Origin of the sequence: uncultured Brevundimonas sp. (genome assembly GCF_947305955.1) — a bacterium.
GTDB lineage: Bacteria > Pseudomonadota > Alphaproteobacteria > Caulobacterales > Caulobacteraceae > Brevundimonas.
Genome location: NZ_CAMZFB010000001.1, coordinates 95,964 through 120,661, shown reverse-complemented (window position 1 = coordinate 120,661; position 24,698 = coordinate 95,964). Strand labels below are relative to the sequence as shown.

The 24,698-nt window shown below is 57.3% G+C and carries 26 protein-coding genes, 1 tRNA gene and 1 pseudogene; 9 read left to right on the top strand and 19 right to left on the bottom strand.

What is annotated here, in order from left to right; translation table 11 throughout:
• The first annotated feature begins 382 nt into the window (after positions 1-382).
• On the top strand, positions 383-1,081 hold the full coding sequence (locus Q0Y42_RS00620; protein WP_297799033.1) for a hypothetical protein: 699 nt from the start codon (positions 383-385) through the stop codon (positions 1,079-1,081).
• Positions 1,082-1,117: 36 nt separating this feature from the next.
• On the opposite strand, the gene Q0Y42_RS00615 is transcribed toward Q0Y42_RS00620, so the two are convergent.
• From Q0Y42_RS00615 to Q0Y42_RS00590, 6 genes are all read right to left on the bottom strand, one after another.
• Positions 1,118-2,284 (bottom strand): GIY-YIG nuclease family protein, encoded by a 1,167-nt coding sequence (locus Q0Y42_RS00615; RefSeq protein WP_297799030.1) that lies wholly within the window; start codon positions 2,282-2,284, stop codon positions 1,118-1,120.
• A 2-nt stretch (positions 2,285-2,286) separates the two neighbouring features.
• The gene (locus Q0Y42_RS00610) at positions 2,287-4,368 is read right to left on the bottom strand and encodes a DEAD/DEAH box helicase (protein ID WP_297799028.1); all 2,082 of its coding nucleotides are present in this window, start codon (positions 4,366-4,368) and stop codon (positions 2,287-2,289) included.
• A 43-nt stretch (positions 4,369-4,411) separates the two neighbouring features.
• A complete protein-coding gene (locus Q0Y42_RS00605) occupies positions 4,412-7,084 on the bottom strand; it encodes a DNA methyltransferase (RefSeq protein ID WP_297799026.1) in 2,673 nt (890 codons plus the stop codon).
• A 106-nt stretch (positions 7,085-7,190) separates the two neighbouring features.
• Positions 7,191-7,709, bottom strand: a complete 519-nt coding sequence (locus Q0Y42_RS00600) for a hypothetical protein (protein WP_297799024.1) — start codon at positions 7,707-7,709, stop codon at positions 7,191-7,193.
• Complete coding sequence (locus Q0Y42_RS00595; RefSeq protein WP_297799022.1) at positions 7,703-8,854, bottom strand: site-specific integrase; 1,152 nt, start codon at positions 8,852-8,854, stop codon at positions 7,703-7,705. The genes Q0Y42_RS00600 and Q0Y42_RS00595 overlap by 7 nt, the downstream gene beginning before the upstream one ends.
• Positions 8,855-9,145: 291 nt before the next feature.
• Complete coding sequence (locus Q0Y42_RS00590; RefSeq protein WP_297799021.1) at positions 9,146-10,672, bottom strand: hypothetical protein; 1,527 nt, start codon at positions 10,670-10,672, stop codon at positions 9,146-9,148.
• A 260-nt stretch (positions 10,673-10,932) separates the two neighbouring features.
• Between Q0Y42_RS00590 and Q0Y42_RS14030 the strand changes: the two genes are divergently transcribed.
• A complete protein-coding gene (locus tag Q0Y42_RS14030) occupies positions 10,933-11,475 on the top strand; it encodes a LysR family transcriptional regulator (RefSeq protein WP_366107835.1) in 543 nt (180 codons plus the stop codon).
• A gap of 150 nt (positions 11,476-11,625) precedes the next feature.
• Here the strand turns inward: Q0Y42_RS14030 and Q0Y42_RS00585 are convergent, their stop codons facing one another.
• The 3 genes from Q0Y42_RS00585 to Q0Y42_RS00575 all read right to left on the bottom strand — a co-directional run bounded on the left by Q0Y42_RS00585 (position 11,626) and on the right by Q0Y42_RS00575 (position 13,333).
• Complete coding sequence (locus tag Q0Y42_RS00585) at positions 11,626-11,901, bottom strand: hypothetical protein (RefSeq protein WP_297799020.1); 276 nt, start codon at positions 11,899-11,901, stop codon at positions 11,626-11,628.
• A 116-nt stretch (positions 11,902-12,017) separates the two neighbouring features.
• A complete protein-coding gene (locus tag Q0Y42_RS00580; RefSeq protein ID WP_297799019.1) occupies positions 12,018-12,389 on the bottom strand; it encodes a hypothetical protein in 372 nt (123 codons plus the stop codon).
• 596 nt (positions 12,390-12,985) lie between these two features.
• Positions 12,986-13,333, bottom strand: a complete 348-nt coding sequence (locus Q0Y42_RS00575; RefSeq protein ID WP_297799018.1) for a hypothetical protein — start codon at positions 13,331-13,333, stop codon at positions 12,986-12,988.
• A gap of 179 nt (positions 13,334-13,512) precedes the next feature.
• On the opposite strand from Q0Y42_RS00575, the gene Q0Y42_RS00570 reads away from it, so the two are divergent.
• Positions 13,513-13,770 carry a helix-turn-helix transcriptional regulator gene (locus Q0Y42_RS00570; protein WP_297799017.1) on the top strand — a complete coding sequence of 86 codons (258 nt, stop codon included), beginning with the start codon at positions 13,513-13,515 and terminating at the stop codon, positions 13,768-13,770.
• 496 nt (positions 13,771-14,266) lie between these two features.
• Here Q0Y42_RS00570 and Q0Y42_RS00565 read toward each other — a convergent pair whose 3' ends face one another.
• The 3 genes and pseudogenes from Q0Y42_RS00565 to Q0Y42_RS00555 form a co-directional block, all read right to left on the bottom strand.
• A complete protein-coding gene (locus Q0Y42_RS00565; RefSeq protein WP_292039740.1) occupies positions 14,267-14,974 on the bottom strand; it encodes an IS6 family transposase in 708 nt (235 codons plus the stop codon).
• A gap of 67 nt (positions 14,975-15,041) precedes the next feature.
• Complete coding sequence (locus Q0Y42_RS00560) at positions 15,042-15,437, bottom strand: cupin domain-containing protein (protein ID WP_292039739.1); 396 nt, start codon at positions 15,435-15,437, stop codon at positions 15,042-15,044.
• A 347-nt stretch (positions 15,438-15,784) separates the two neighbouring features.
• Positions 15,785-15,979: pseudogene (locus Q0Y42_RS00555) on the bottom strand (transposase); the annotation flags it as partial.
• A 339-nt stretch (positions 15,980-16,318) separates the two neighbouring features.
• On the opposite strand from Q0Y42_RS00555, the gene Q0Y42_RS00550 reads away from it, so the two are divergent.
• From Q0Y42_RS00550 to Q0Y42_RS00540, 3 genes are all read left to right on the top strand, one after another.
• On the top strand, positions 16,319-16,555 hold the full coding sequence (locus Q0Y42_RS00550; RefSeq protein WP_292039736.1) for a helix-turn-helix transcriptional regulator: 237 nt from the start codon (positions 16,319-16,321) through the stop codon (positions 16,553-16,555).
• A 65-nt stretch (positions 16,556-16,620) separates the two neighbouring features.
• The gene (locus tag Q0Y42_RS00545) at positions 16,621-16,920 is read left to right on the top strand and encodes a DNA-binding protein (RefSeq protein ID WP_297799015.1); all 300 of its coding nucleotides are present in this window, start codon (positions 16,621-16,623) and stop codon (positions 16,918-16,920) included.
• A 24-nt stretch (positions 16,921-16,944) separates the two neighbouring features.
• Positions 16,945-17,112, top strand: a complete 168-nt coding sequence (locus tag Q0Y42_RS00540) for a helix-turn-helix transcriptional regulator (protein WP_297799013.1) — start codon at positions 16,945-16,947, stop codon at positions 17,110-17,112.
• A gap of 97 nt (positions 17,113-17,209) precedes the next feature.
• Here Q0Y42_RS00540 and Q0Y42_RS00535 read toward each other — a convergent pair whose 3' ends face one another.
• The 5 genes from Q0Y42_RS00535 to hemC form a co-directional block, all read right to left on the bottom strand.
• Positions 17,210-18,361, bottom strand: coding sequence for a hypothetical protein (locus tag Q0Y42_RS00535; RefSeq protein ID WP_297799012.1), 1,152 nt, complete (start codon positions 18,359-18,361; stop codon positions 17,210-17,212).
• Positions 18,358-18,864, bottom strand: coding sequence for a DUF4365 domain-containing protein (locus Q0Y42_RS00530; protein ID WP_297799011.1), 507 nt, complete (start codon positions 18,862-18,864; stop codon positions 18,358-18,360). Before Q0Y42_RS00530 ends, Q0Y42_RS00535 begins: the two co-directional genes overlap by 4 nt.
• Positions 18,865-19,021: 157 nt before the next feature.
• Positions 19,022-19,097: transfer RNA gene (locus Q0Y42_RS00525), tRNA-Thr, on the bottom strand.
• A gap of 46 nt (positions 19,098-19,143) precedes the next feature.
• A complete protein-coding gene (locus tag Q0Y42_RS00520; protein WP_297799010.1) occupies positions 19,144-19,839 on the bottom strand; it encodes a uroporphyrinogen-III synthase in 696 nt (231 codons plus the stop codon).
• A 1-nt stretch (position 19,840) separates the two neighbouring features.
• Entirely contained in the window at positions 19,841-20,782 is a 942-nt protein-coding gene (gene hemC, locus Q0Y42_RS00515; RefSeq protein ID WP_297799008.1) for a hydroxymethylbilane synthase, read from the bottom strand.
• 51 nt (positions 20,783-20,833) lie between these two features.
• Here hemC and tsaD point away from each other — a divergent pair, with 51 nt between their 5' ends.
• The 3 genes from tsaD to Q0Y42_RS00500 are packed head-to-tail and all read left to right on the top strand — an operon-like array spanning position 20,834 to position 23,453.
• Positions 20,834-22,036, top strand: a complete 1,203-nt coding sequence (tsaD, locus tag Q0Y42_RS00510) for a tRNA (adenosine(37)-N6)-threonylcarbamoyltransferase complex transferase subunit TsaD (RefSeq protein ID WP_297799007.1) — start codon at positions 20,834-20,836, stop codon at positions 22,034-22,036.
• A gap of 38 nt (positions 22,037-22,074) precedes the next feature.
• Positions 22,075-23,073, top strand: coding sequence for an NAD(P)H-dependent glycerol-3-phosphate dehydrogenase (locus tag Q0Y42_RS00505; RefSeq protein WP_297799006.1), 999 nt, complete (start codon positions 22,075-22,077; stop codon positions 23,071-23,073).
• A complete protein-coding gene (locus Q0Y42_RS00500; RefSeq protein WP_297799005.1) occupies positions 23,070-23,453 on the top strand; it encodes a Rieske (2Fe-2S) protein in 384 nt (127 codons plus the stop codon). The genes Q0Y42_RS00505 and Q0Y42_RS00500 overlap by 4 nt, the downstream gene beginning before the upstream one ends.
• Here the strand turns inward: Q0Y42_RS00500 and Q0Y42_RS00495 are convergent.
• Positions 23,450-23,890, bottom strand: a complete 441-nt coding sequence (locus Q0Y42_RS00495) for a hypothetical protein (protein WP_297799004.1) — start codon at positions 23,888-23,890, stop codon at positions 23,450-23,452. The genes Q0Y42_RS00500 and Q0Y42_RS00495 overlap by 4 nt on opposite strands.
• A complete protein-coding gene (locus Q0Y42_RS00490) occupies positions 23,890-24,669 on the bottom strand; it encodes a creatininase family protein (RefSeq protein ID WP_297799003.1) in 780 nt (259 codons plus the stop codon). Before Q0Y42_RS00490 ends, Q0Y42_RS00495 begins: the two co-directional genes overlap by 1 nt.
• Positions 24,670-24,698: the final 29 nt, after the last annotated feature.

Here is a 24,698-nt window from a genome sequence, read left to right as displayed (position 1 = left end):
GCGAAGCCGACAAGAATGTGACCGGTAAGTCTCTATATTTATTAGGGAAAAGGTGGTGCCGCTTACGTGACTCGAACACGTGACCCCCGCATTACGAAATCTTGGGAAGCGGCACATAAAGTTTATATATTACAATGGATTGATGGGGGCGATGGGTAAGGTTTGTGGCCCGACCCATCAACGACCCACGCTGGCCTATAGGGCTGAATTAGGCGCTCCCTAAGTTACGATCGATAACTAGGAGGCGGCCTAGAATTCGACCCGCGCTATACCCGCAAGATGGCTGGTAGGGCTTCAATCAATCAGGTTTGAATCTATAGTTGAGAACATTGATCTATTAAGCTTGGAATAAGCGTTATGGGAATCTCTGGGGGGAGATATCGTGAGTTCGAACGTGCGCGGGAAGAAGACGGCGCGTAAGGCAGTTAAGCGCAACCAAGCTTCGCCTCCTTCGAAAAAGTGGGAGCCAGCTAAACGAAAAGAGATTTCGCCATCAGCAGCTAGAACCATCGAGCGTTTGCCGTCGATGTCGCTCGCTGACACTGTGAGGGTATGGCACAACGCCATTCAGATACTCGGCTCAAAACAGAAGAAGGCATTTTGGCCAGCGGCGCAGCAAGTGCTGGATGGTGTCGAGAACGAGTGGTTGAGACGTCGTCTTAATCCGGCCTCTCAAGATGACTTTTTTAAATGGCCCTCCACTGATGCACCTGGAGGTAATGGTTCAATTTCTTCTGATGGATGGGTTGCGGAGGGAGTCTTGGGCTTCTTGGAATATCGTGTCGGCAAGACCGCAGATTTGTCTACGCCGCTGCGTCAAAGCATCCTCACAAAGGTATTTGAAGGGGTGATACCTCCAGCTTTTCCTCCTGCATACCTCGATCAGTGGGGGGAACCAGGAAGCGCAATCCGTCTTCGTAAGATTGCGGAAAGTATCGCTGCATTTGCACGAAACGCTAAGCGCCGCTCCGACAGCCGGTTGGATCAGGCCATTGAAGATTGGGAAAGTGACCTAAGGTATCTTTATCTAGGATTTTATGTAGGTAGGTTCGGTTTCGGATGGCCGTCTACGCATCTTTAGTTCTGGGTCACATAGATCATTTTCATGCCCTAACGCTTAACGCCGGACAATTCTCTGCGATTGAAGATCGTACCGGTAAAGGTGCAACTGCTTTTCCTGGATCAGCTTGGCGGCTTGGCTGACGTGTTCCGGAAGAACGTAGAACCACTCTCTTGGGTGGATGGTTTTGCCGTAGCGATCATTGATGAATAGGCCGTTCGGGCGAGCCTCATCAAAGAAGCGGTGCAACAAGGTTTCGACGGTCTGGCGAGGCAGATTTTTCAGGCCAAACTCTGCAACGATCTCGACCGGTGCCAGTAGGAAAGTCGGATCATTTCGGGCGTCGGCAATGCGTCTGCGTACGTCTTGGCTGGTAACGCCAATCTTGTGCAGGATCATGCGTTTTTCCTTGATCACTGGCTCGTCGGACAGTGAGCGCAGAACGTAGATCGTCCCGGACAAGTTAAGGCGATCAGCTTCCCATTCGGGATCGAGGGGACCTAGCCCCACCTTATTTACGGTGCGGGCGGTTGGATCGTCATTGAGCGATTTACGGAAAGACGACATCAGTGGGTCGCTTTCAGTACCGTTTGAGAAGATCACACGAAGCCGATGGTCACGAGAACCGCCCCGCATCATCATTTCAGACTTTTCGGCGATCAAGGCGAGCAGACCGTTGCGGATGAATACATCCCCTTCGATCGGTTCGATCACTGCCCATTTCTTGACCGGTAGGGCCTTTCGCTCTCCACTTTCTAGTGCAGCTTGGACTTCCTCGAAGCGAGGCTCAAATAGATGGAAGTCGCGGCACGGCACAAAATCAGCACGGTGATCCGGCGTGTGTCTTTCAGCGGCGGCTGTGACATGTTCGAGCTTGATCAGCGTAGCATCCACGTCGAGGCCATCATCCCCGAAGATATCGTCTAAGCTATCTGGAATATCGCTCTCATCTGGTTCTTCTCGCCAATCCCGTAGCGCGACCTGTTCGGTAGGTTGATAGCTCTCGGGCGATATTGTGGACCAGATAGTACCAAGGCGCATTTCGTCATGGCTTGGAGCGTCTGGATCGGGCCAGCGTTCATGCTTGGCATAGAAGGCTTCGACTTCCTGCCTGATAGCGGCGTCTTTGTCGGCGCTCGAAGATCGTATGTTGGCGGCTTTGACATCCAACAGGCCAAAGTCATCCGGTTCGGCAAAGATTTCATTAAGAGTCGGGCGAGCCATGATCAGAGGGCACCATCACGCATGCGTTTGGCTTTTTCCTGTTTCAGCCAAGCCAGAGCTTCTGCCATCCGCTTTTCTAGCGGGTCAGCAGAGTGGGGGTTCGGTTCGCGGCCTTCGGAAGCTCTGAACGCCTTGATGCGTGGCCACAGCGTTCGGGCTTCAGCTTCAGTCATGGTGATGCGCTGAGCGATGATTGCGGCCTGGACGTTGGACAGCAGCGGGGCGTCCAAGGATTTAGACATCACCTCGAAACGTTCTTGGAAGGTGTTCACGCTGTCGATCAGTTCGATATCAATATCGCGGACATTGATGAACTTCTTGACCATCTGAAGCAGGGTGTTTGGTGCTGAACCCAGATCCTCATCTTCTTCCGCAGCGGAGGAACTGTCTGTGGGCGCTGATCCCTCGAAGATAGTGCCAGCTTCCTGCATGCCGCGCTCATATTCCTTGCGGGCGAGAGTGACGATGTTCATTTGGGCGGAAAGCTGCTGACGAACAGCCTCAGTCTCTTCCTCCCCAAGCGTAGGGTATTTGCGCTCGATGATGTCGGTGAACACCATCTGGGTCATGACTTCGGGGGCTGTGTCCGGCGAGATGGCGCGTTTGTCCATTTCCTGACAGGCGGCGGCCATCAGGTCGTGCATATCCTTTTCACAAATCTCGCGAGCTCGCTGTGTAGGCGGCTCTATCAAGCCCTTGATGCCGATAACGACATTGCCGTTTTCATCGGTGCTAATTGGAGCGCGAATATCGCCATCTTCGCGGCGGTAGAACTTAAAGTTCGGAGCCAGAACCTGCTCCATCAGCAGCGAGCCGGAAATGGCCTTGAGCATGTCATTGACTGCATCGGTCACAAGTCCAGTTTCGACGCCGGGTTCTGCAACGAGGTTCGTAAAGGTGGCCTTGGGCTTACCCGGAGCATCGCGGGTTGCCCGTCCGATGATCTGGACGATTTCGGTCAGCGAAGAGCGATAGCCGATGGTCAGGGCGTGCTCACACCAAACCCAGTCAAAGCCTTCCTTGGCCATGCCGAGCGCAATAATGATATCGACCTTGGCGCGATCGGCTACATCGTCACGCTTGCCGTCAGGGCTTTTGATTTCGCGAGACAGGGCGGCTTTGACGATATCGCGTCCTGGGCCGTCATCGACTAGATCGGCTACCTTGATGAGGCGGCCATCGGGGCGGCGGATAAGGTCGAAACCGGTTTCCGGATCGCGGCTCTCATGGACGCCGATCAGGTCGATGATCTTGCCGACCTCGTTGAATTTGTCGTCAAAGGCCTCAGACGACCCACGGTGCGGAATGTGGACGATGGTCTTCTGGTCTGGGTTCAGAACGTCGTCGAGGCCATTGATGTAACGACCTTTATAGAAGGCATAGTTGATGCCGAGCGCCTTGAGGTGCTCATAGCCCTCTAGCTGCTCGTAATAGCTATAGGTGACGATGGTGAAACGATCTTCGTCTTCGGGGCGCAGCACAGGGTCTGCATCGCCCCGGAAATAGCTGCCCGTCATTGCCATCAAATGGCATTCGCCGCGATTGAGCAGGCTACGCAGGATCACGCCAAGCCGGTTGTGGTCCGAAGCCGAGACGTGGTGGAATTCGTCGATAGCGATGAAGCAGTTATCAAACGCTTCGATACCCAGCTTTTCGGCGACCGCTTCAAACCCAAAGCGGAAGGTGGCGTGGGTGCAGATCAGAACCTTGGCGTCAGAGGCTAAAAATGCCTCAAAGGCTTTGACCTTCTGATTGCTGGCATCATCACCGGTCAGACATAGGTTCCAGGCGTCATCAACCTCCCAGTTGGCCTCAAAGCCATAGGACATCAGGTCCGTGGATCGGAACGACCCGCCAATAGAGGTTTCAGGCACGCAAACAATTGTCTTGGCCAGTCCCTGATGGCGCATCTTATCGAGTGCGATGAACATCAAAGCGCGGCTCTTGCCTGCTGCAGGTGGGGCTTTCAGCAGCAGGAACTGAGCGGCACGTGCAGCATAGGCGCGGGCCTGCATTTCGCGCTGACCCAGAACGTTGGTGCTGGCCTTGGACTTACCAAAGCTGACGTTGACGACTGAACCCATAACCTATTTTCCCATCCCCATAGTGTCGGCGGTTTGCCCGCTGTTATTTGCCCAATGACTTCATCTTGGCGGCGTAAAGCTTGAAGAGATGTTCAAGCCGCTCACTGTCGTTTCGGAACGGGCGACCGATATACATGGTCTCTAGCAGTTCGTCGTTCTCGCGGTGTGCCTCGCGCAGATCGTCTGGCATCTTGTCGGGATCATAGAGGTCCGCAATGGTCTTGGGATGATGCAGGTAGCGCGTCTTAAGGATCTTGCGGGCAGAGGCTGTCAGGGCTTCCAGCTGAGCCTCAGTGAACTTGGGCACTGGGAAGGTGTTCCAGCCCAAGGTGTTGGAATAGCGGAAGCGGCTTTCCAAGCGGCCACATACCGTCCCGATCCAAACCAGATGTAGCTTGGAGGCGATCAGGGCAATGCACCATTCCGGGGCGTCATACAGCACTTGGTTCAGGTCAGACGAAATCACATCCGAACTGACAAGGGTAACGGGCAGATAGGGGCGGCGTTCGGATGTAACGCGGGGGATGAGAATAGCACTTTGCTTGGGTGCGACATGCTCGCGGAACTGGTGAGGGCGTTTGGCAAGTTCCCGCCCACCTTTGTCCTTCATGTTTAGTCGGGCAATACGAGTTGCCTCGATCTTGTTAGCGATCTCTGGGATATCTTGAGCATCTCTGAGCTCATCATCAGAAATCCAAAGACAATAGCGTTCAACGCCCTTCACGACCTCTTGCGAGCCCATGAAGCTACGAATGAAACGTGCGGCATGCGGCGCAGAACTTAGCAGCTCTTCCCGGTCTGAAGGGAGAAGAAGCAAGTTTCCTGCATCATATGGCATGCAGCCAAAGTTCATTTCCCATAGGCCAAATCGACTTTTGTTTGACGGTTCGATGTAGACGTTTGAATAGTCCAACAAATACGAATTAATGTTGCTCGCTGAGGTGGTGATATCATCCTCAAATATGAACTTGGATGATGAATCCTGATTCCGAATTCCAATGATTGCACAAACAACTGCGGCAACATCAGATGCATTGTTGCGCCATTTGAACGAGCGGTAAGCAAAGCCGATTTCGACGCCTTGATATAGGATTTCAGGCCAGAGCGCTGATGCTGACGCCCCTTGGCAAATTGAGTTTGTAGCGACTAGCGCCGCCTTGGCATTACGACTTCGGATATAGTTTGCTGACTTGTAAAACCACGCGGCCACAAGGTCGAATGCGCGGTAGGATTTAACCCGCCCACTGAACACGAAATCCATGTCCGCTTTTTGGTCAGCGTCTTGTTGTGCCTTACCCAAGAACGGTGGATTGCCCGCGATATAGATTTCTTCGCCCGCTTTTGGTGGAGGGCAAACGATATCCCAGTCTGCTCTCAGGGCATTGTCGTGAACGATATTGGCTGCCTCTTTCAGGGGGAGGGCAGCAATCGTTTTGCCAAACACAGTTTTGAACAAGGCATTGGCCTGATACTCGGCGATGAACAGGGCCAGTTTGGCGGTTTCGACACCGAAATCGGTGATCTCGATGCCGTAGAAGTTTTTGAGTGAGATGGCCGAGAACATCTGTACGTCACGCCCGCCATCCAGTTCATTTAGGCGTTTGAGAACGCGCATCTCGCGCTCGCGCAGTTGGCGATAGGCCACCACAAGGAAGTTACCCGAACCACACGCCGGATCGAAGACGCGGATATTACCAAGCCGCTGGATGACCTGTTGCAGGGCCTTGGGCTTGTCCCATGCTTTTTCGATATCGGCGTCAATGTCATCGAGGAAAAGTGGGCCGATCACCTTCATGATGTTGGGCACCGATGTGTAGTGCATGCCCAGTTCAGAACGTTTTTCTGGATCAGCTACCGACTGGATCATCGACCCGAAAATGTCGGGGTTGATCTCGCGCCAGTTCAGGCTAGCGGCTTCCTTGAAGTAGCGGAAGGCAATGGTGTCGAAGCGCGGGGCATCAATTGAGCCCGCAAACAGGCCGCCATTCACATACTCCAGATCGTGGGTCCAAGCGGGAAGGTCGCCGCGCGATCCTTGAGGCAGGTTCATGGCGCGGAAGGCGGAGATCAGAACCTCGCGCGTTTCCTCGCCCTTATCGCCCGCATGGGTGAAGATGGCCTTGGAGAACTGGTTTTCAGCAAAGATGCCGACATCTTCGGAGAACAGGCAGAAGATGATCCGCATCATCAGCTGGTTCATCTCGTGGCGGCGCTCAGCTGTGGCCCAATCAGGGTTGGCCTTGATAAGAGCGTCATAGAGGCGGGCTAGCTTGCCGGTGGCCTTGATATCGACCGGGTTCTCTTCGACCGCCTTGTAACGTTCCTTGCCCGCAGCGGGCAGGAAGAAGCCGAAGTGGTCGCCCAACTCTGCGAACTTGCAGTGCAGGCTCTCGCCGCTGGCGGGGTGCAGTGCCGCTATGGTTTCGCCATCAGTGGTCAGCAGAATGGCAGGCTTAGCGCTGGCGTTCTTTTTTGACGCCTTCAACTGATCTAGGGTGATGGCCACCATGCCACCAAGTGCTGGGGCGTAGTGGAACTTCTTGTTGAACAGCACGCCGCTCGGAAGGTCGGACTTGTTGGTTGTTCCAGCCCTTAGCTTGGCGACTGCAGCCTGTGCCGCATCGGTGGCTAGAGCGAACTCAAACGGGAATTCTGACGCATTGAACGGCTTGGCTGCGATCTCGGAAAGCGCATCATAAATCTCAGTAGGGTTCATAGCGTCAGCATGTCATCCAGATTCAGCGATGATCCCTGATAGCTAAAAATGGTTAAGCCAGCGATATTTCGCGCTGGCTGCCCCAGGTTCATAACTGATGCTGATATCAGGTGCCGATAGATAAGTGCTGAATGCGATGCGTGACCACATTAGCAGGCACATTCAGTGCTGGCTTGTGGCGCTCAATCATAAGTGGCTTCAACGTGCGAGCAGTGATCGCAAATTGCTCATCATTTATATCTCCGACCACTATCACCTCGACCTTTAGCCGGTGACGGTTTTCATAGATGTATTGGCCCGAACGACAACGCCTGCCGCTAGGGCTAGGTCGACGATAATCCGACAAGCGTTTTGCCAAGGCCCCATGTTCAGCGGTGCCAACACCAATCAATATGATCCGTCCGTTCTGGATGAAGCGGTACAGGCCCACGCGATATTTCAGATCGTCCTGATAGTCCTTCTGCCAGTTCGGCACGGGCTCCCACTTCCGATCCCATTCAGGCAGCGTCATGTCGCCGTATAGAGGCGCATCTTTAGTCGTCATGATGATTTCCTTATCAATGATGGTGAAGCGCCCCCCTGAGCCAGCCGTAGCCAGCCCAGAGGGTAGGGTGTTGATCACCAAGCCTTGTGCTTCGCCGCGCCAGCCTCGACCGCCTTCAGCAGCGTATCGTTGGCAAGGTGGCTGTAGCGCTGAGTGGACTGGTAACTGGCGTGACCCAGCACCTTGCCGACCGCGAACAGATCGACACCGCTGTTGACCATGAAGGACGCAGCAGAGTGGCGTAGATCGTGGATACGAAGCCCCGGAAGGTTGGCTGTCTTGATCGCATAGGCCCAAGCGTTTTTGATCGAAACGAAGGGCTTGAGGGTGTCCGGGTTCGGTACCAACCAAGGGCAGTCCTTGTAGCGAGGCAGGCTGTCGATGATGTCGATAGCTGCTTGCGACAGAGGCACGTGACGAGGCTTGCCGGTCTTGGTCGTGGGTATGAACCACGAGCGACGGGCCAGATCGACGTGCTCCCATTTGGCGTCCAGGAGTTCGCGCTTACGGGCACCCGTCAGAAGCAGAAGTCCAACTATGTGCTGAAGCATCGGGTTGTTGGACACGATGCAGGCTTCACGCAGACGTTCGACTTCCTCTGCCGTCAGATAGCGATCACGGGCATTGTTCAGGGGCTTCCGGGCAATGCCACGTGTCGGGTTGCGATCGGTGCCGGGAACGCCCCAGTTCTGGCCTAGCTGATAGGCCCGCCCCATGATGACGCGGATCTTCTCAACGGTAGCCGGAGCAAGGGTCTTGCCCAGTTCCTGCAGCCATGAAGCGACAGCACGGTGCTCGATCTCATTGACCGGAACCTTGCCCCACTTGGGACGGATATAGACACGCACATACATCTCATTGGTGTCATGCGACTTCAGGCGGGCCTTAGAATCCTCCAGATACATATCCAGAAGGGCGGCACACAGAGGGATTGCTTTGACCTCTTCCTTCTTGGCTAGAGGGTCACCGCCCATGACCGTTTCGGCTCGAAGCTGTTGAGCCTTCTTGCGGGCTTGGGCGAAAGTGATGTCATTGACGCCACCGATCTTAATCTGACGCAGCTTCCCGCGAGGATCACGGTATCGCAGGGCATAGGTAGCGCTGCCGTTCTGACGGACTTCGACGATGAAGCCGGTGATCTCTTCGCAGTAGTAGACGGTCTTCTGACCCGTGGGTTCAGCAGTCACACGGCGGATGAAGTCATGGCTGAGATGGGCTTTAGGCATAGGGTATATCCTTGTGATGAGTTAGGTTCAGGCGTGCGCCATCACGCGGTGCCGGAGGGGCGCAGCGGGTGGTGGCGGTTAGGGTGTGGGAGGGGCGCGGTTGCCCCAGAGTGGCCCGCTCAGGCGGGGGGCTTTGACCCGGCGATGGTGTCCCATCCGGTTCCCCACTGAGCGCTCAGCGGGGCCGGTTTCTGGGCCGGGTTGAAGGCGGCAGGGCCGGGATCAAATGGGGTGAAAGAGGCGTCCCCCTTCTCCCCCTTTAGCGGCTGCCCTTGGCTGGGGCGGCGAGGGTCACTCGTCGTCAGTCAGGACACGCCATGCCTTACGCTCACTGGACTTCCCGTCCTCGATGCGAAGGCCATTTACACGAACACCACGATGGCGTTTGAGAAAGTGGCCCATCATGTGCGGGTTCACAGTTCCGCGCTCGGTGACGGGCAACTCCTGAATGATCTCCAGCAGCGGGGTCTTGGCATTCGAATGGGTGTGCGGCACCGAGATAAGCTCTCGAACCGTGACGGATTCCTCAATGTAGAACTTGCGCCATTCCTGCAGGAACACGCCCAAGGCCTCGTTATCGGTGTTGTCCTTGACCTGACTAATCAGGCTCGAGGCAGGATCAGGTTCACCCAACCAGATGAGGGGTTCACGGCACAGTTCAGACCATTCCTCGTAGGAACCAATAGGCGTGATGGTTTGATCGCGTTTTCCATGACGCAGAAACGCTTGGACGATGGTGAGGGCAAAGCCGACGAAGGCGTTACGATAACGGGCAACTTGTTTGTACGGATCGTGTTCGAAGCTGCGCAGGCTTGCGGCATCAGACTTGGGTGCCAGTCGTATAGTTACAACGCGACGACGCATGTCCTTGATCGGTACGACGTTGTTCCCTGTGCCAAGGAACAGGCTGTTGGTGGAGGCCGTAGCGGTACGGCTAGAGCCTAGAACACGCTCAGTCGTGGTTGGGCTGGTTAGAGCCTTGTTAATGGCACCAAAGGGCTTCCAGTCAGTCTGCATGTCATCGAACAGGATGACAGGTGGCTTCTCCAGCAACATAGCCAAGATGACCTTATTGGCCTCTTCAGCCTTGGTCGGATAGCTCGTCACATAGGGTGGTAGTGGTGTGGCAAATAGAGCGATAATCTTGGCGAGGTAACTCTTACCGCTGCCTGATACCGTAGCATTGATGTTGAAAGCAGGGGCTAAGGGCAGGCCTGGACGCAGAACCGCTGTCAAAATGGCAGCTAGTGCGGCTGATAAATCCTCTGGTTTCTCAAATTCGAACTCTGCCAGTTCAGCCTTTAGCTGCATCAAACAGCGCTTGGCGTCCTCAACCGTGACCTCCAGCAGCTTTTGGAACCGAGCGGTATCAAATGAGGCGTATATTCCTGTGTCAGGATTGAAGCCCGAAGTCGTAACCAGTTTGCGATCATTATCGAGATACGGATGGTGGGCGATGCCCTTCAGCGTCTTGAGGTGCTTGCGATCCTGATTGTGCAGCAGCGCGTTTACGATGCGTTGGGGCGGGTTGCAGGTTACCCAATCGCCTTTGTGATTTTTGATCTGCCATTCAAACAGCTCGCACAGCAGGACATAGAGTGTCTGGTTGTTGATCACTTCGCATTGGTAGGATGCGCCATGCGGTAATAGGCGAACGAGTTGGCCGCTGATGACATAGTACACACCGATAAGGGCAAGGATCCTTTCGGCCTCATACACAGCAACATTGTCTTGTCCCTGCACTAGCCTGTTGATGTGCTTCGGTGGGATCAGCGCCTCTGTGTCGGTAGCGATGACGGCGAGGGCGCTGCTTTGCATCCCGGATGCAGAAGGGGTGAAAGGGGGTTGAGCGTCGGCGGAGGGCTCCCCCTTTACCTCTTTAGATGTCGGCAGTGGCGGGGGCGGTGGAGGCACCCGTAGGCCCTTCGGCGGTTGGGTGGGATGAGAGCGACTAATCACGTTTTGATCCTCAAGGGTTGATAGGATCGGCCTCGGGTTTTGTGCTTGTTGAGGCGTTGTTCCCTCGGTCGATGACCAAAGTTGAGCATCAAAAAATACGTTTGAAAACAGTATTTTAAATGAGCATATTCCAAAATGGAAAGGTCCTATCCAATGATAATTTGGCGCGCTTCATTCCTTTTTGGAATACGATTTGCCATTGGTGCACTGACGTCAATTGGAGCGAATCAGTCGTGAAAAGTGATTCGAATCAGCGTTACGCGAGCTTGGACTTCGGTGACTTGCGTCTGGCCTGGCTGGAGACGTTTGTGTGCGTCGCTCGGCTTCGTAATCGATCAGCCGTAGGGAAGGAGCTGGGTCTATCTCAAGGCGCAGTGACCAAGCACATTCAAAGTCTAGAGCGATGGATGAGAACGATCCTGGTGGATCATGACAGCGTGCCAGCAACCCTCACGGATGATGGTTTGGAGCTCCTTGAGGTAGCCCAGCTCATAATCCAGACGCTGGCAGAAGTGCGCATGTCTGGCGTTGCGCCAACATCGTTAAGTCATGGACCTGTTTCAGGTGAGGGTCTGAAAATGCCTGATCGTCCAGGTAAAGTTGGAACATCGACAGCGCATTTGAGAGTTCCGCCTAGCGTCCCAAAGTCCGATAAGGACTGAGCTTGCCTTCTTCCCTGAAAATGGAAGGATATTTTCATTTTAAGGTTCTTCTGCTCTCGCAGAGAGAAGCTTTGATGGGGGCTTCTGGAAGGCGGATAACAACGACTTGATGATTGCCGTACCTGTACGCTTCCAGAAGCGATCTCTTGGTTAGTTGTCCATAATCAACAGGGTTTGAACCTCTCTAGGTTTAGGCTTTGTTTTGGTGGCTATCAGCACAATGGTGATCACTGCGATCATGAGGATGCAAAGGCCCGGTTTGGCGTTCGCCAAGCATGTGATGGGTATCAGGGCTAAGGCCAGAAGGGTGGCTCTTGGCCTTACCGCTAGACAGCACAGCGTGAGCCCCAAGGCTGCTAGCGCTAGGATGATCAGCAGGACTTTGGCAAGGCTCAGAACCAGCAGCGCGATAAGCAGGGTGATCACCTTACTGGTCATAGCTAGGTGATGGGGTGTTGGTAGGCATTGGGGACCTTTCAGGCATAAAAATCCCTCGACGGCATAACCGTGAGGGTGTGGTGGGCTTGGAGTTGTTGGTGTCGTCACATGTTGGCGAAGCACATGGTCAGAAGGTCCTGATCAGTGTCTGGATGAACCTCGATGAAGATGCGTTGATGAGAGGCATCGTCACGGGCATAGGCTAGTTCGAACCACTGACCGCCGTGATCCTCGATGGATATGAAGGAGGGAGGCTCTGCATCGTCACCTGTGATGGCAAAGCCAAGGGCTTCGTTGATGGTGTCGGCCTTATCACCAGCCTGGACGACATGGATAAGGGCATCGGTGCCGAGTTCAGCTTCATGCTCAACAACCATGTGCCAAGCGCGAAACCCGAGAAGGGCGCGTAGGGATACGTCTAGGCTGCCGTCCTCAAGGGTGGCGGACACCTCGAAGATGTCTGTGAGGGTGATCATGGGCGGTTTCCTTTGCGGGCATAGAAAAACCCCCGCAGCGGGTGGCCACGGGGGTCAGTTGAGATTGGTGTAGTGATTGGCACCTAAGCTGAAGCGGGATCACGCAACTCTCGCCGCAAAAGGGGGAAAGGGGGTGTGTCCGCTTCGACTGGCTTTAGCCGTTTAGTTTGCTGACTGAACGCTCGGAGAGATGGCTGTAGCCGCCTCTGAAAGCCGTTCCCTCAAACGCTTTGAACGAGACATACCCGATAGAGGCATGGTCCCGCTGTGAGTGACGTTGAAGTAGTAGCCACTCTGTATAGAACCATCGGCGGTCCGGCCCCTTGAGGGAACCATGGTGGCAACAATCTGATGGCTGTCCACGAGGAACTTGATGGTGGCCTGATAGCCCTTGTTAGGGGCCTCAACGCGTACAATTGGCGCGGTTCCGAACTCTACGTTCATTGCGTCCACCAGGATCTGATCGGCTTGAGCTTCGGTGATCAGATAGACAGGCTCGCTCTGACTGACATAGGTGCCGGGTGTGCGTGCCGGAGCAGAGGCACAAGCGCTAAGTGCCATGACGCCCACGCAAAGGGCCGTAGCGATAACGGCTCTCATTGGGCACCTGCTTGGGCGGTTTTGCGGCCACGGGTCATGAACAGGACACCGCCACCGGCAGCCAAGGCGATCGTGCCCCACAGGATGATGGAGCCAAAGCGACGGGCCTTCAGCACCTTGCCCTCATAGCTCAGGACGTTGTTGAGCAGATAGGCTTCTGTTTTCTGGTATTCCTCGGAGTCATAGGCTGCTGAGAAACCCATCTTGTCTATGAGCTTTTCTTTACGTGCCATCTGAGCATCGAAGTGCTTTAGCGGAATGAAGTTGGACGCCCATAGGCCACCAACCACGACGTAGAAGGCTGCAATGGCGGCAAGCACCATGCGTTTGGTGTTGGTATTCATCGATTTTCCTTGTGTTTATGCCCTAGGGGCGTGGCTGGGTTTTGAGTGAAATGATGCTGGACCTCCCCAAGTCCTGAGCATCGTTATTATGGAAATATTCCATAATGAAATAGGGAAAAATTGCCTAAACGATTTTTCCATATAGTTGGGTAGCCGGTTCACACTCGGCGGTCCCACAGATGTCAAAAACGATCTTTGGTGGTGATCATAAACACCTCGTTCAGGTGCTCACCGAAGCGCGTAAGGCTTCAGGCTTGACGCAGACGGAACTGGCCAAGCTGGTAGGGAAAGATCAGACCTACATTTCCATTATCGAACGCGGTCAGCGCCGGGTGGATGTGTTGGAATTTGTGGCTCTCGCTAAAGCTATGAAAGCCGATCCAGCGAGGCTGTTTGAGCAGGTGCTGAAGCGGCTGTCTAAAAGGATCGTTATTTAGGTACGTTTCTCCTTTGCGGGCATAGAAAAACCCCCGCAGCGGATGGCCACGGGGGTCAGTTGGGTTTGGGGTAGTGATCGGTGCCTAAGCCGAAGCCGGGTCACGCAGCTCTCGCCGCAAAAGGGGGGGAGGGGGTGAGGTGGTGTGCGACTTATGTATATCGTCGATATATATGACTCGCCGTAAAGCTTAAGTCGTGGTTCTATGATGACGTTAGGTCAACGTACTGACCTAATGTAGCCCGACAGGGCGTCACGAAGCGCCCCCCAAGACGACCCCGTGACTTTCCTGTCGGGCATTTCTTATATGGTGGTTACTGTGCTGACGGAACGCTCGGAGAGATGGCTGTAGCCGCCTCTGAAAGTCGTTCCGTCAAACGCTTTGAACGAGACATACCCGATAGAGGCATGGTGCCGCTGTGGGTGACGTTGAAGGGTGCTGTCAGTCCAACGCCAACTTGTCTCCAGTTGACGCATTTGGGGCAGGGGCGTGTAGGCTATCCGGCAAGTGTCTTCCACTCGGCAAAGGCAGCCGATCGCCGGGCTTTGAAGTCGTCTCGGCTGATGAGGTGGCGGTCCTGGTTGAAGTGGTTGTGGAAGGCGGCGTGGACGGAGCTGAACTTCTGCAAGGTCTTCATCTGGCGGAAGCGGAGCATGGCGCGTTCTCGCCGTCGGAACGGCAGATGTGAGTTCTCACACCGGTTGTTGGCCCAACGGCCGATATGCTGCTTCTCCCCATTGCCGAGGTCGTTCATCGCGGCGCGATACGAGCGGAGGCCGTCGGTGACGATGGCCTTGGGGCGGCCGTGGCGCTTCATGGCTTTCTTGATGAAATTCAGTGCTGCGGCCTTGTCCCGGGTCTTGGTGACAAAGGATTCCAGCACCTCGCCCTCATGATCGACGGCGCGCCAGAGGTAATGCATTTCGCCGTTGATCTTCGCGTAGACCTCGTCCAGATGCCAGCGCCAGTGAGTGTAGGCGCGCATGTGATCGACCCGCTTCCTGCGGATCTCGGCGGCGAACATCGGGCCGAATCGGTTCCACCAAAGCCGCACCGTCTCATGGCAGATGTCGATGCCGCGCTCGGCCAGAAGGTCCTCGACGTTCCGCAGAGACAGCGGGTATTTCACGTACATCAGCACCACGAGGCGGATCACCTCGGGCGAGCTGTCAAACCAGCGGAACGGATTGGTCGATTTGGCCATGCCGCGAGGCTAGGCGCGAGGCTCGCGATCGGCAATCAAGTTTGGGCTGACAGAGCCCCGCCGCCGCCTATTCCGTCGTCGTCCCGTCGAAATGCTCTTCGGTTGCCTCGGCTTCAGCCTTCGTGGCGCGCACGATCCCGTCCTTGTGATCCGGCGGACCGTAGACGGTGTAGAGCTTCAGCTTCTTGTCGCCCGTGTTGATGACGTTGTGGCGGGCGCCCGCTGGGACGATGATCGCGTCATCGGCTTTGATCTTCGTCCGCTGACCATCGATGCAGACTTCGCCCTCGCCCTTCTCGATGCGGAAAAACTGGTCGTGGTCGTCGTGGACTTCCTCGCCGATTTCCTCGCCGGGCCGCAGTGCCATCAGCACCAACTGAAGGTGCTTGCCGGTGTATAGCACCCGGCGGAAGTCCTTGTTCTCGACCGTCAGCCGGTCGATGTCATCGACGAAGCCCTTCATCGCGCTCTCCTATAATGCGTCACGGCAACGCTACCATTATAATGCGTCACGGCAACGCTACCATTCCAGACGGTCGGCGACCATTGATCCGCGTCAATGTGAACCACCCTCTATAGAGCTTGGCTCCTGTCTCTGCCCTGCCCTCCCGTCGGGAGGGACATGCACACGGGCACGGCTCTGAAGATCTTGGGCTTGAGCGGGCTGATTTGGCTGGCCTTTCAGCCAAAGAGATCAGACGACACGGACGAACCATGAGGTCGTAAGCGATCTGCCGCGCGATGCTGGTAGCACGAGGGACGGGCCGTGATCAGATCATCGCGTCAGATGTGAGCGCCTTGTCGGTTTGCCTTGGCGTTCTCGTCTTCCAGCGCCTTCAGCCGCCGGGCCTCAGACACATCCATGCCGCCGAACTTGGCCTTCCACTTGTAGAAGGTCGGCGAGCTCAGTCCGTGCTTCCTGCACAGACCCGTCACCGGAACACCGGCCTCCTGCTCGCGCAGGATCCCGATGATCTGCTCTTCCGTAAACCGTGATCGCTTCATTCTGTCCGTCCTTTCGAGGGGCGGACTCTAGCTATTCCTGGAGGAGTTTCAGGGGGTCACGTCACCGACCACGACGTAGAAGGCTGCAATGGCGGCAAGCACCATGCGTTTGGTGTTGGTATTCATCAGGTGTTTTCTCATTGATATTGAGTGAGATGCGCCAGGATTTGCACATCATATAAGATGCCGAGTTTTGCGCTCGGCTTTACTCAGGCTGTGATCTTGATTGGTGCGTTCATACGCCGAGCGACAGCTGCCTCCCCCCAACCACGAATAACCCAATCTGGGATATACCGATTTAGGATTTAGCGAAAGAGCCTCACCTCGGAGGGGCGCTCTTTGCCGTCATCGATATTCACGGACCGGCATCAGGCGTTCATCAGCTTCCTTGCCGCCACTCGAAAAGAGGCTGGCCTTACGCAAGTTGAGCTGGCGACGCGGCTGGGTAAGCCGCAAAGCTACGTTTCAAAGGTGGAGAGGGGCGAGCGCCGGATAGACGTGATCGAGTTCTGCCAGATCGCAGAGGCATTGGGACGTGATCCATCAAAGCTGCTTCAGGGCTTTATTGATTTATAGCAGTGGCTTCCCAAGGCACCGTATGTCTGAATAGCGGCATACTGTTTAGCTATGAGGGACACCCAATGAAACTTACCGGATATCAAGCCCGCGCTGCTCGTGCGCTGGTGCAGTGGCCGCGTGAACATGTGGCGCATAAAGCCGCTGTAGAGTTGGAAGTACTGGCGGCATTCGAGCGTGAGAATGTCGATCCCGGCGAGGAAGCCCGTGAACGCATCCAGTCCACGCTGGAAGAAGGTGGTGCAGTGTTCCTGACCGAAGCTGACGGCGGCATCGGTGTGCGGCTTAAGTTCACCAGACTGGAAGTTCGATCCATACGCCGTATGGAGAACGAGGGCGGTCCTGTCGGAGATGATGACGTTTAGATCTGGAAGTTTAGCGCGCCGTCATTGGCCAAGCTGGTAGGGAAAGATCAGACCTACATTTCCATCATCGAACGCGGTCAGCGCCGGGTGGATGTGTTGGAGTTTGTGGCCCTCGCCAAGGCTATGAAAGCTGATCCAGCAAGCCTGTTTGAGCAGGTGTTGAAACGGCTATCGAAGCGGATCGCAATTTAGGTAAAGAAAAACCCTCAAAGCGGAAGGCTATGAGGGTTTCATATAAGATGGTCGAAAGCGCGCGCCGTATGACTATATATAATATTCATATTACATATTAAAGGTCATCTTCGTCGCCGTTAATTTCGATAGCGGTTATATCTCTTGTGTTTACTAGGTGCCATCTTTGGCCGTGGCGTTTGAGGTCCCCGTTTAATGAAACGAGTTGCTTTTTCTCGTGGGCTTGAACGGCCTCTGAATATAGACTGGGGCTTAGCTCTACTTTAACTGACGATGGCTGTCCGTCAATTATCGTTCTGATCGCTACCCTTCCGGATGTTTCGTCGGTTTTGCGATCGCAACTGATCACGAAGCCCTCAATGGTTTCATCTGGGCGGGGCTCTAGTGTTCGAAAAACTCTTGCCGCCTCTCTAAGAACCTCGCCTTCAGAGCGAGAGAAAAAGATTTTGCGACGAGGTTCAGGTGTGAGGCGGGTTTTTGCCCACGTTACTGAGACCTCAAGGCCTTCACCTCTTTCAATAAGCTGAGCTAGAGCTTCGCAAAGGTTCGCGCTTACTCCCTTAGAAACGGCATCCCGGAAGGGTGTGAGGCCACCGCCTGTTCTCATAACGTGCTCAGCCGCTGAACGAGCAGCTTGTAATCCATCGGCCAGTCTTCTTGTAACTAGCCTATCAAAAGGTTCGCTTGTCTCAGAAGGCCAAAGCTCGGCTTGAGTGCCGTATGTGTCTAGCGCAGGAGGCACAGGGGCGAGCAATGTTACAACAAAGCTTCCATGCTCTGTTTGACCTAAGCGGACGCGATCCATGTAATCTGTGGCGTCTTTTACTTTGCCCGCTCGATAGGAGGCCCTTGGTTCTTTGGCGGCGCATGCTGCGGATAGGAGAAGGTCTCTGGCGTGTAAAACTAAATCAACGCCTGCTTCTATGCGTACAGAGCCGTCACCATCAGCTTCGGGAGAGCGAACGCGTATTACGTCGCGATCAGCCCCTACTAAATCTCTATAGACAGCTAGTTCATCTCTAGCCTCTGCGCGGGCGAACGACGCGATCAAATCACTAACTACCGAGTGATAATCAGATAAAGCTTCAGTGCCGGGAATGATCACTTCGCCCATTTGGGGGCGGTGATATACCTCGCTATGATCTCCATAACTTTCTAAGCGCTGCCAGCCTTCAGCTCTCGCATACGACGCTAGTGCCATTGGGCTTATGGCGCGTAGGGCATCGACGTCAATGATATGGGCTTTCATAGGATTTTGCCCGTACGAGATTGATCCATGAGAGCCTTAAGGCCATCGATATCAAACCGATTATTCTTCGGAAGATCGATAGTCACAGAGGTCTCGTTTTCCACCTCAGGTGCCCCTAAGAGATTTGCCCAATACGCACAGTTTCGCAGAACTAGCTCTGAAGGCGTAACCGTTAACCAATCATTAGCATTGGAAGGTAGGTGCAGCACAACTAGTAAACGTGGGGTCTGTGTAGGCTCTCTCAGGAGGTCGTAGTTACGCTTCTTGCACGGGTAGCGAAAAATACCGGCGTCATTTTCTTTCAGGTTGATGGTAGCTTTTAACTGGATGTCGAGTTTAGGTCTAAAGCCGTCCCCAGCTTCGATAGTCAGGTCTATGCCGTCGCGGTCAAAATTTTTCTGCGAAACAACATAGCCAAGTCCTGCGGAAATCGCGTGAACATACGCAATCGAATAGGCTTCTTCGACATCCGTCGGAGCAAGTAGTGCATCATCCCCAAGCATTAGATACCGTTGTCATATAGGGAGGCTTGACGCAATACGAGTTGCGTTACCTTTCGGCGTACATTCCAAGGCTAACGTGCACCCACTAGGAACCCACGACGGATCCTTCCCAAAGGCACGTTAGCCTTAGGCGAAGTTCATATACTGTCTGGAAGGGTGGTGCCGCTTACGTGACTCGAACACGTGACCCCCGCATTACGAATGCGGTGCTCTACCAGCTGAGCTAAAGCGGCCCTGTTCCGCGTCGGCTTGGCCTGACGGGGCGGAGAGGCGGGTTTCTTATACGGCCTCTGCTGAATTGCCAAGGGCGTTTAGCATGGCTTCTTCATCGGGGTGTTCGGCGATGCAGATCCGGACGTCGGGAAGGCCTTCCAGCGGGCGTGCTGCGGCGGGCGATATGGCGATGATGTTGAGGGCTGCGGCGGGTGTTTGGGCCAGTTTGGCAGCGAGGATGGCCCCAGCGCGAGGCGAGTGGATGAGGGCGAACCTGATGCCTTCGGGAATCGCGGCGTCAGTTTCCTGCGTGGCGTAGAGCGGCAGTCGGATGACGGTGCGGTCCGGCAGCAGGACGGGCAGGTCGCCTGCGGGTATGGCCGCACCCGGTGCGAATACGGTGCCCGAGGGCGCGCATGCTGAAATCAATCGGGCGAGGTCGTGGATGTCGCCGGAGGCGGAGCGCACATCCTTGAAGCCTGCAGCCTGTGCCGCGCGGGCGGTGGCGTCGCCGACGGCGAAGGCGGGAAGGTCCAGATAGGGGCGGGCGGCCTTACCCATGGCGTCCAGCGTATTCGGGCTAGTCAGGGCGATACAGGCGAGGGTGGCCGGATCGGGAGCCTGCGCCATTGCGTCGGGCAAAGCGCGCACTTCCAGTAAGGGACGCACGACGGGATCGAAACCCATGGCCCGCAGGCGGTCAGCGGTGGCCTGCGCGCCCGGCAGGGTCCGTGTCACCCAGACGCGCGGCCCGTTTGCCATGTCAGATGGCGATCTTCTGGTCGCCTGCCGCGGCCTTGACCGCTTCGCCCAGCGACAGGCCGAGCGCGCGCGCTTCATCGCGGTTGGCGGTGGCCTTGATCCGGCCCGAGCGGGTCCAGCGTTGGCCACCATCGGGCGACAGCATTTCGGTGGTGACCAACAGATCGTCACCGTCGATACGGGCAAAGGCGCCGATGGCGGTGCGGCACGACCCTTCCAGTGCCAGCATGGCACCGCGCTCGGCGGCGACGGCCAGAGCGGTCGGGGCGTGGTCGAGGGCGATAGCCCATGCGCTGTCCACATCTTCGGCGCGGGTCTGGAGCGCGAGCGCACCCTGACCCGGCGCGGGCAGGAAGGCCTCAAGATCCAGACGCTCGGTGATGACGTTATCAAAACCCAGGCGGTTCAAGCCCGAACAAGCCAGCAGGATGGCGTCGAAATCGCCCTCGTTCAGACGGCGCAGGCGGGTATCGACATTGCCGCGCAGCATTTCGATCTGAAGATCGGGACGTGCGGACAGAAGTTGTGCCTGACGGCGCAGCGAGGCCGTGCCCACCTTCGCGCCCTGCGGAAGGTCGGCAAAGGTCTTGGACTTATGGCTAATGAAGGCGTCGCGCGGGTCTTCGCGTTCGGGGATGGCGGCGATGGCCAGTCCGGCGGGCTGCTCGGCCGGCACGTCCTTCATAGAGTGGACGGCCAGATCGACGCGACCATCCAGAAGCGCTTCCTCGATTTCCTTTGTAAATAGGGACTTGCCGCCCACCTCTAGCAGGCGACGGTCCTGGATCTTGTCCCCCGTGGTCACGATCTCGACCAGCGGAATCAGGGTCTCGACCTCGTTCTCCGGCACGCCGAGGGCACGGCCGATGGCCCGCTGCATCATGCCCGATTGGGCGAGGGCGAGCTTGGAACGGCGGGTGCCGATGCGAAGAAGCGGGGTCATGAAAACGCGCCAGACATTGCGAAAGGTGGGGTGGGTCGCTACCTCGACCCAATGAATACCGCCGCGAACTATATCAGCCCGACAAGCGGAGCAAATCGGACAGACGGTCCGAAGGTCGAAAAATCGACCAAAGTTCTCACCGTTCTGGGTCTGGAGACCAGCTGTGACGAGACGGCGGCCTCGGTCGTGCGCCTTGGGCCTGATGGTGCGGAGGTGCTGTCCAGCGTCATCCATAGCCAGATCGACGAGCACGCGGCGTATGGTGGTGTGGTGCCGGAAATCGCGGCGCGCAGCCACGTCGAGATGATCGACACCGTGACCCGTCAGGCCATGGCCCAGTCGGGTCTGGATTGGGATGCGCTGGATGGCGTGGCCGCGACGGCGGGGCCGGGTCTGGTCGGCGGCGTGATGGTGGGTCTGTCCTACGGCAAGGCCGTGGCGCTGGCGCGCGACCTGCCGCTTATTGCTATCAACCACCTTGAAGGCCATGCGGTATCGGCGCGTCTGGGGGCAGAGACGGCCTATCCCTTCCTGCTGCTGCTGGTGTCGGGCGGTCACTGCCAGCTACTGGAGGTGCGCGGCATCGGCGATATGAGCCGCCTTGGCACCACCATCGACGATGCGGCGGGCGAAGCCTTTGACAAGATCGCCAAGGCCATGGGCCTGCCCTATCCGGGAGGCCCTGCGCTGGAGAAGCTTGCCGCCAAGGGGGACGGTTCGCGCTTTGAGCTGCCGCGTGCGCTGTTGGGGCGCAAGGACTGCGACTTCTCCTTCTCGGGCCTGAAGACCGCAGCCTCGCGTCTGGCCCAGACCTGCGAAACCGAACAGGACAAGGCCGATCTGGCCGATGCCGTGCAAAAAGCCATCGCGCGCCAACTGAAAGAGCGCACCGAGCGGGCGATGAAGGATTATTTGGAGCGCCACGCCGACTTGCAGCCGTTTGATGTGGAAGCCGGTGCTGCCAAGAGTGGACAGCGTTTGTTTGTGGTTGCGGGCGGCGTCGCTGCGAACAAGACGGTGCGCCAGACCCTGACCGATCTGGCGGAGAAATACGGCTTCGGCTTTTTCGCCCCGCCGATGGCCTTCTGTACCGATAACGCCGCAATGATTGCGCTGGCCGGTGCCGAAAGGCTGGAAAAAGGCTGGGTGTCGGATATGGATGCGGTGGCGCGTCCCAGATGGCCTCTGGACGAGGCGCGTGCGACAGTTGATCCTGTGCACAAGAAACAGGGCCGTAAAGGCGCCAAGGCTTAAGGCACGGCCCTCGCGGGGGCGGGGCCAGTGGAGTGACTATGGAATTCAAAACGGCAGGTGTGATCGGGGCCGGTGCGTGGGGCACTGCTCTGGCGCAAAGCGCAGCGGCGGCGGGCCTCAAGGTCACGCTTCAGGCGCGCGAGCCCGAGGTGGTCGAGAGCATTCGGGCGCGGCGCGCCAACGAAGCCTTCCTGCCGGGTGTGGAACTGGATGCGGGTATCGAGGTCACGCCCGATCTGGCCGATCTGGCCGGTTGCGACCTGATTCTGGCCGTACCGCCCGCCCAGCACATGCGCGCTACCCTGTCGGCCTTTGCGCCGCATGCCCGCGAGGGGCTGCCGGTGGTGCTGTGCTCCAAGGGGATCGAGCGCGGCTCTCTGAAACTGATGGCCGAAGTGCTGGCGGAAACCATTCCGCACGCGACCACGGCGGTCCTGTCGGGCCCCAGCTTCGCCGGTGAGGTGGCCCGTGGCCTGCCCAGCGCCGTGACGCTGGCCTGCGCCGATATCGACATGGCCGAAAAGCTGGCCGGTGCGCTGTCGGGTCCGGTATTCCGTCCCTACTATGCCGACGATATCATCGGTGCCGAGACGGGCGGGGCGCTGAAGAACGTGCTGGCCATCGCCTGCGGTATCGTCGAGGGCCGCGAAATGGGCCGAAGCGCTCATGCCGCCGTCATCACCCGCGGCTTTGCCGAGATCGTGCGTGTGACCGAGGCTCTGGGGGGGCGTGCCGAAACGGTTACGGGCCTGTGCGGTCTGGGCGATCTGGTGCTGACCTGCTCCAGCCCGCAGTCGCGCAATATGAGCCTCGGCCTGGCTCTGGGTCAGGGCCAGACGGTCGAACAGGCGCTGGCGGGCAAACGCTCGGTGGCCGAAGGTTATGAAAGCGCTCCGGCCGTTCGCGAGCTGTCGCGCAAACTGGGCGTCGAGACGCCGATTATTGAAGCCGTCGCGGCGGTTTTGGCCGGCGAGACTACGGTCGATGCGGCCATCGAGAGCCTGCTGTCGCGTCCGCTGAAGCCCGAGCGCGAATGAGCGAGCACGCTGCCGAGCAGATGGAGCGCAAGCGGGTCTGGAAGACACCCGCCAATGTGACCCTTTGTCTTGAAAGCGATCTGGCCGATCCCGGATCGCGCGGCTTTGTGCTGCAGATCGGCGATGCCTTCTTCCACGGCTTTGTGGTGAAGAAGGACGGAGAGGTGGCCGGTTGGGTGGACCGCTGTCCGCACGCAGGCTTTCCCATCGCGGTGGAGCTGGACCGCTATCTGAGCCGTGACGGCGAGCTGATCCTGTGCGGCTGGCACGGGGCGGTGTTCGAGCCGATCAGTGGCAAATGCGTCGGTGGTCCGTGCGCGGGCGGCAAGCTGACCCCGTGGCCGGTTCAGGTCGTGGACGGGGTGGTGAAAACCGCCTAGTCGCGCGCCGCCAGACGGCGGGCATTGTCGGTGGCCCGCGAATGGATCGGGCGCAGCATCTCCACCTGTCCGGTCAGCATCCGGTTCCAGAGTGTCAGGCCGTCGGTTAGCGACTGGCCGACCGCTTCGCCCAGCCAAGCGCCCGCATCGTGAATGTCACGCGCCTTGCCCAGCTTGTTGACGGCATTGTCGAGCTGGCGCTTGGTCATGTCCGCGGCGGTGGTGGCCACATCGATGGCGCTGAGGACCCCTGCGACGGCCGAGGCGGCAGCCGCCTCGACCTTTTCGGGGCCCATGACGCCCATTTCGGAAAGTCCGGCCTGTCCCGTCATGCCAAGGCGATGGTTGACCACATAGACCGAGGCCTCAGCCGTCTCGATGCCGAGACGGTTGAGGGTATCCAGCGATTTGAGGACGGAACGGGCCGGATGTTTCATCAGGCGACCGGCAGGACTTCGGTGGCGAAGGCGGTCAGGTCCTCGATCAGGGCCGGCAGGGCCTTGTCGATGATCTGCTGGCCCTTTTCGGGCGAAGCCTGTGCCGGATCCGAACCGATGCGGCCATCGGGGAAGCGGGCGCGGTAATCGTTGGCGTCGCGGATCGGGCCGTTCGGGGCGATCTTCGGCTCATAGGTCGCGGTCTTCACGCGGTCCGGATAGGCAGCGTAGGTGACGGCGATTTCCGACGGGGTGGCGTGGGAGCCGTGACCGACGGGGAACATGTCCTCGCAGAATTTCTGCACGCCCGGCAGGTCCCACCAGTTACGCAGCTTCAGGATGAAGGGCGGACGCTCGGCCCACGGCTCGGGCGTGAACGACCATTCGGCATAGATTTCGGCAAAGGCGGCTTCGATGGTGGCGACATTGCCGCCGTGGCCGTTCAGGAAATAGATGCGCTCGAAACCGTGGCGGGTCAGCGACGACACCCAGTCGGCGATGGCGGCCATGAAGGTCGAGGGGCGCAGGGTGATGGTGCCCGGGAAGGCCAGATGGTGCTGGGCCATGCCGATGTTGAAGGTCGGGGTGACGACGATATCGTCATTGGTCTTTTCGGCGGCGTGGGCGATGATTTCCGGGCACAGCCAGTCGGTGCCCAGAAGGCCGGTCGGGCCATGCTGCTCGTTCGAACCGATCGGAACGACAACCGTCTTGGACAGGACACCGCCCGACTTCAGACGCGCATCGATTTCAGGCCAGGACGAAAGATGGATCAGCATGAATAGGCTCCGCAGGGCTGGCGGCCGTC

Bases quoted from the DNA above. Each gene is read 5' to 3' on its own strand.
- Q0Y42_RS00535 (WP_297799012.1), bottom strand. From the start codon at position 18,361: ATGAAAGCCCATATCATTGACGTCGATGCCCTACGCGCCATAAGCCCA.
- Q0Y42_RS00595 (WP_297799022.1), bottom strand. From the start codon at position 8,854: ATGCCTAAAGCCCATCTCAGCCATGACTTCATCCGCCGTGTGACTGCT.
- Q0Y42_RS00530 (WP_297799011.1), bottom strand. From the start codon at position 18,864: ATGCTTGGGGATGATGCACTACTTGCTCCGACGGATGTCGAAGAAGCC.
- Q0Y42_RS00570 (WP_297799017.1), top strand. From the start codon at position 13,513: ATGTCAAAAACGATCTTTGGTGGTGATCATAAACACCTCGTTCAGGTG.
- Q0Y42_RS00560 (WP_292039739.1), bottom strand. From the start codon at position 15,437: ATGAAGGGCTTCGTCGATGACATCGACCGGCTGACGGTCGAGAACAAG.
- Q0Y42_RS14030 (WP_366107835.1), top strand. From the start codon at position 10,933: ATGAGCATATTCCAAAATGGAAAGGTCCTATCCAATGATAATTTGGCG.
- tsaD (WP_297799007.1), top strand. From the start codon at position 20,834: ATGAATACCGCCGCGAACTATATCAGCCCGACAAGCGGAGCAAATCGG.
- Q0Y42_RS00610 (WP_297799028.1), bottom strand. From the start codon at position 4,368: ATGGGTTCAGTCGTCAACGTCAGCTTTGGTAAGTCCAAGGCCAGCACC.
- Q0Y42_RS00615 (WP_297799030.1), bottom strand. From the start codon at position 2,284: ATGGCTCGCCCGACTCTTAATGAAATCTTTGCCGAACCGGATGACTTT.
- Q0Y42_RS00495 (WP_297799004.1), bottom strand. From the start codon at position 23,890: ATGAAACATCCGGCCCGTTCCGTCCTCAAATCGCTGGATACCCTCAAC.
- Q0Y42_RS00565 (WP_292039740.1), bottom strand. From the start codon at position 14,974: ATGGCCAAATCGACCAATCCGTTCCGCTGGTTTGACAGCTCGCCCGAG.
- Q0Y42_RS00505 (WP_297799006.1), top strand. From the start codon at position 22,075: ATGGAATTCAAAACGGCAGGTGTGATCGGGGCCGGTGCGTGGGGCACT.
- Q0Y42_RS00490 (WP_297799003.1), bottom strand. From the start codon at position 24,669: ATGCTGATCCATCTTTCGTCCTGGCCTGAAATCGATGCGCGTCTGAAG.
- Q0Y42_RS00575 (WP_297799018.1), bottom strand. From the start codon at position 13,333: ATGAATACCAACACCAAACGCATGGTGCTTGCCGCCATTGCAGCCTTC.
- Q0Y42_RS00580 (WP_297799019.1), bottom strand. From the start codon at position 12,389: ATGATCACCCTCACAGACATCTTCGAGGTGTCCGCCACCCTTGAGGAC.
- hemC (WP_297799008.1), bottom strand. From the start codon at position 20,782: ATGACCCCGCTTCTTCGCATCGGCACCCGCCGTTCCAAGCTCGCCCTC.
- Q0Y42_RS00590 (WP_297799021.1), bottom strand. From the start codon at position 10,672: ATGCAAAGCAGCGCCCTCGCCGTCATCGCTACCGACACAGAGGCGCTG.
- Q0Y42_RS00605 (WP_297799026.1), bottom strand. From the start codon at position 7,084: ATGAACCCTACTGAGATTTATGATGCGCTTTCCGAGATCGCAGCCAAG.
- Q0Y42_RS00520 (WP_297799010.1), bottom strand. From the start codon at position 19,839: ATGGCAAACGGGCCGCGCGTCTGGGTGACACGGACCCTGCCGGGCGCG.
- Q0Y42_RS00545 (WP_297799015.1), top strand. From the start codon at position 16,621: ATGAAACTTACCGGATATCAAGCCCGCGCTGCTCGTGCGCTGGTGCAG.
- Q0Y42_RS00500 (WP_297799005.1), top strand. From the start codon at position 23,070: ATGAGCGAGCACGCTGCCGAGCAGATGGAGCGCAAGCGGGTCTGGAAG.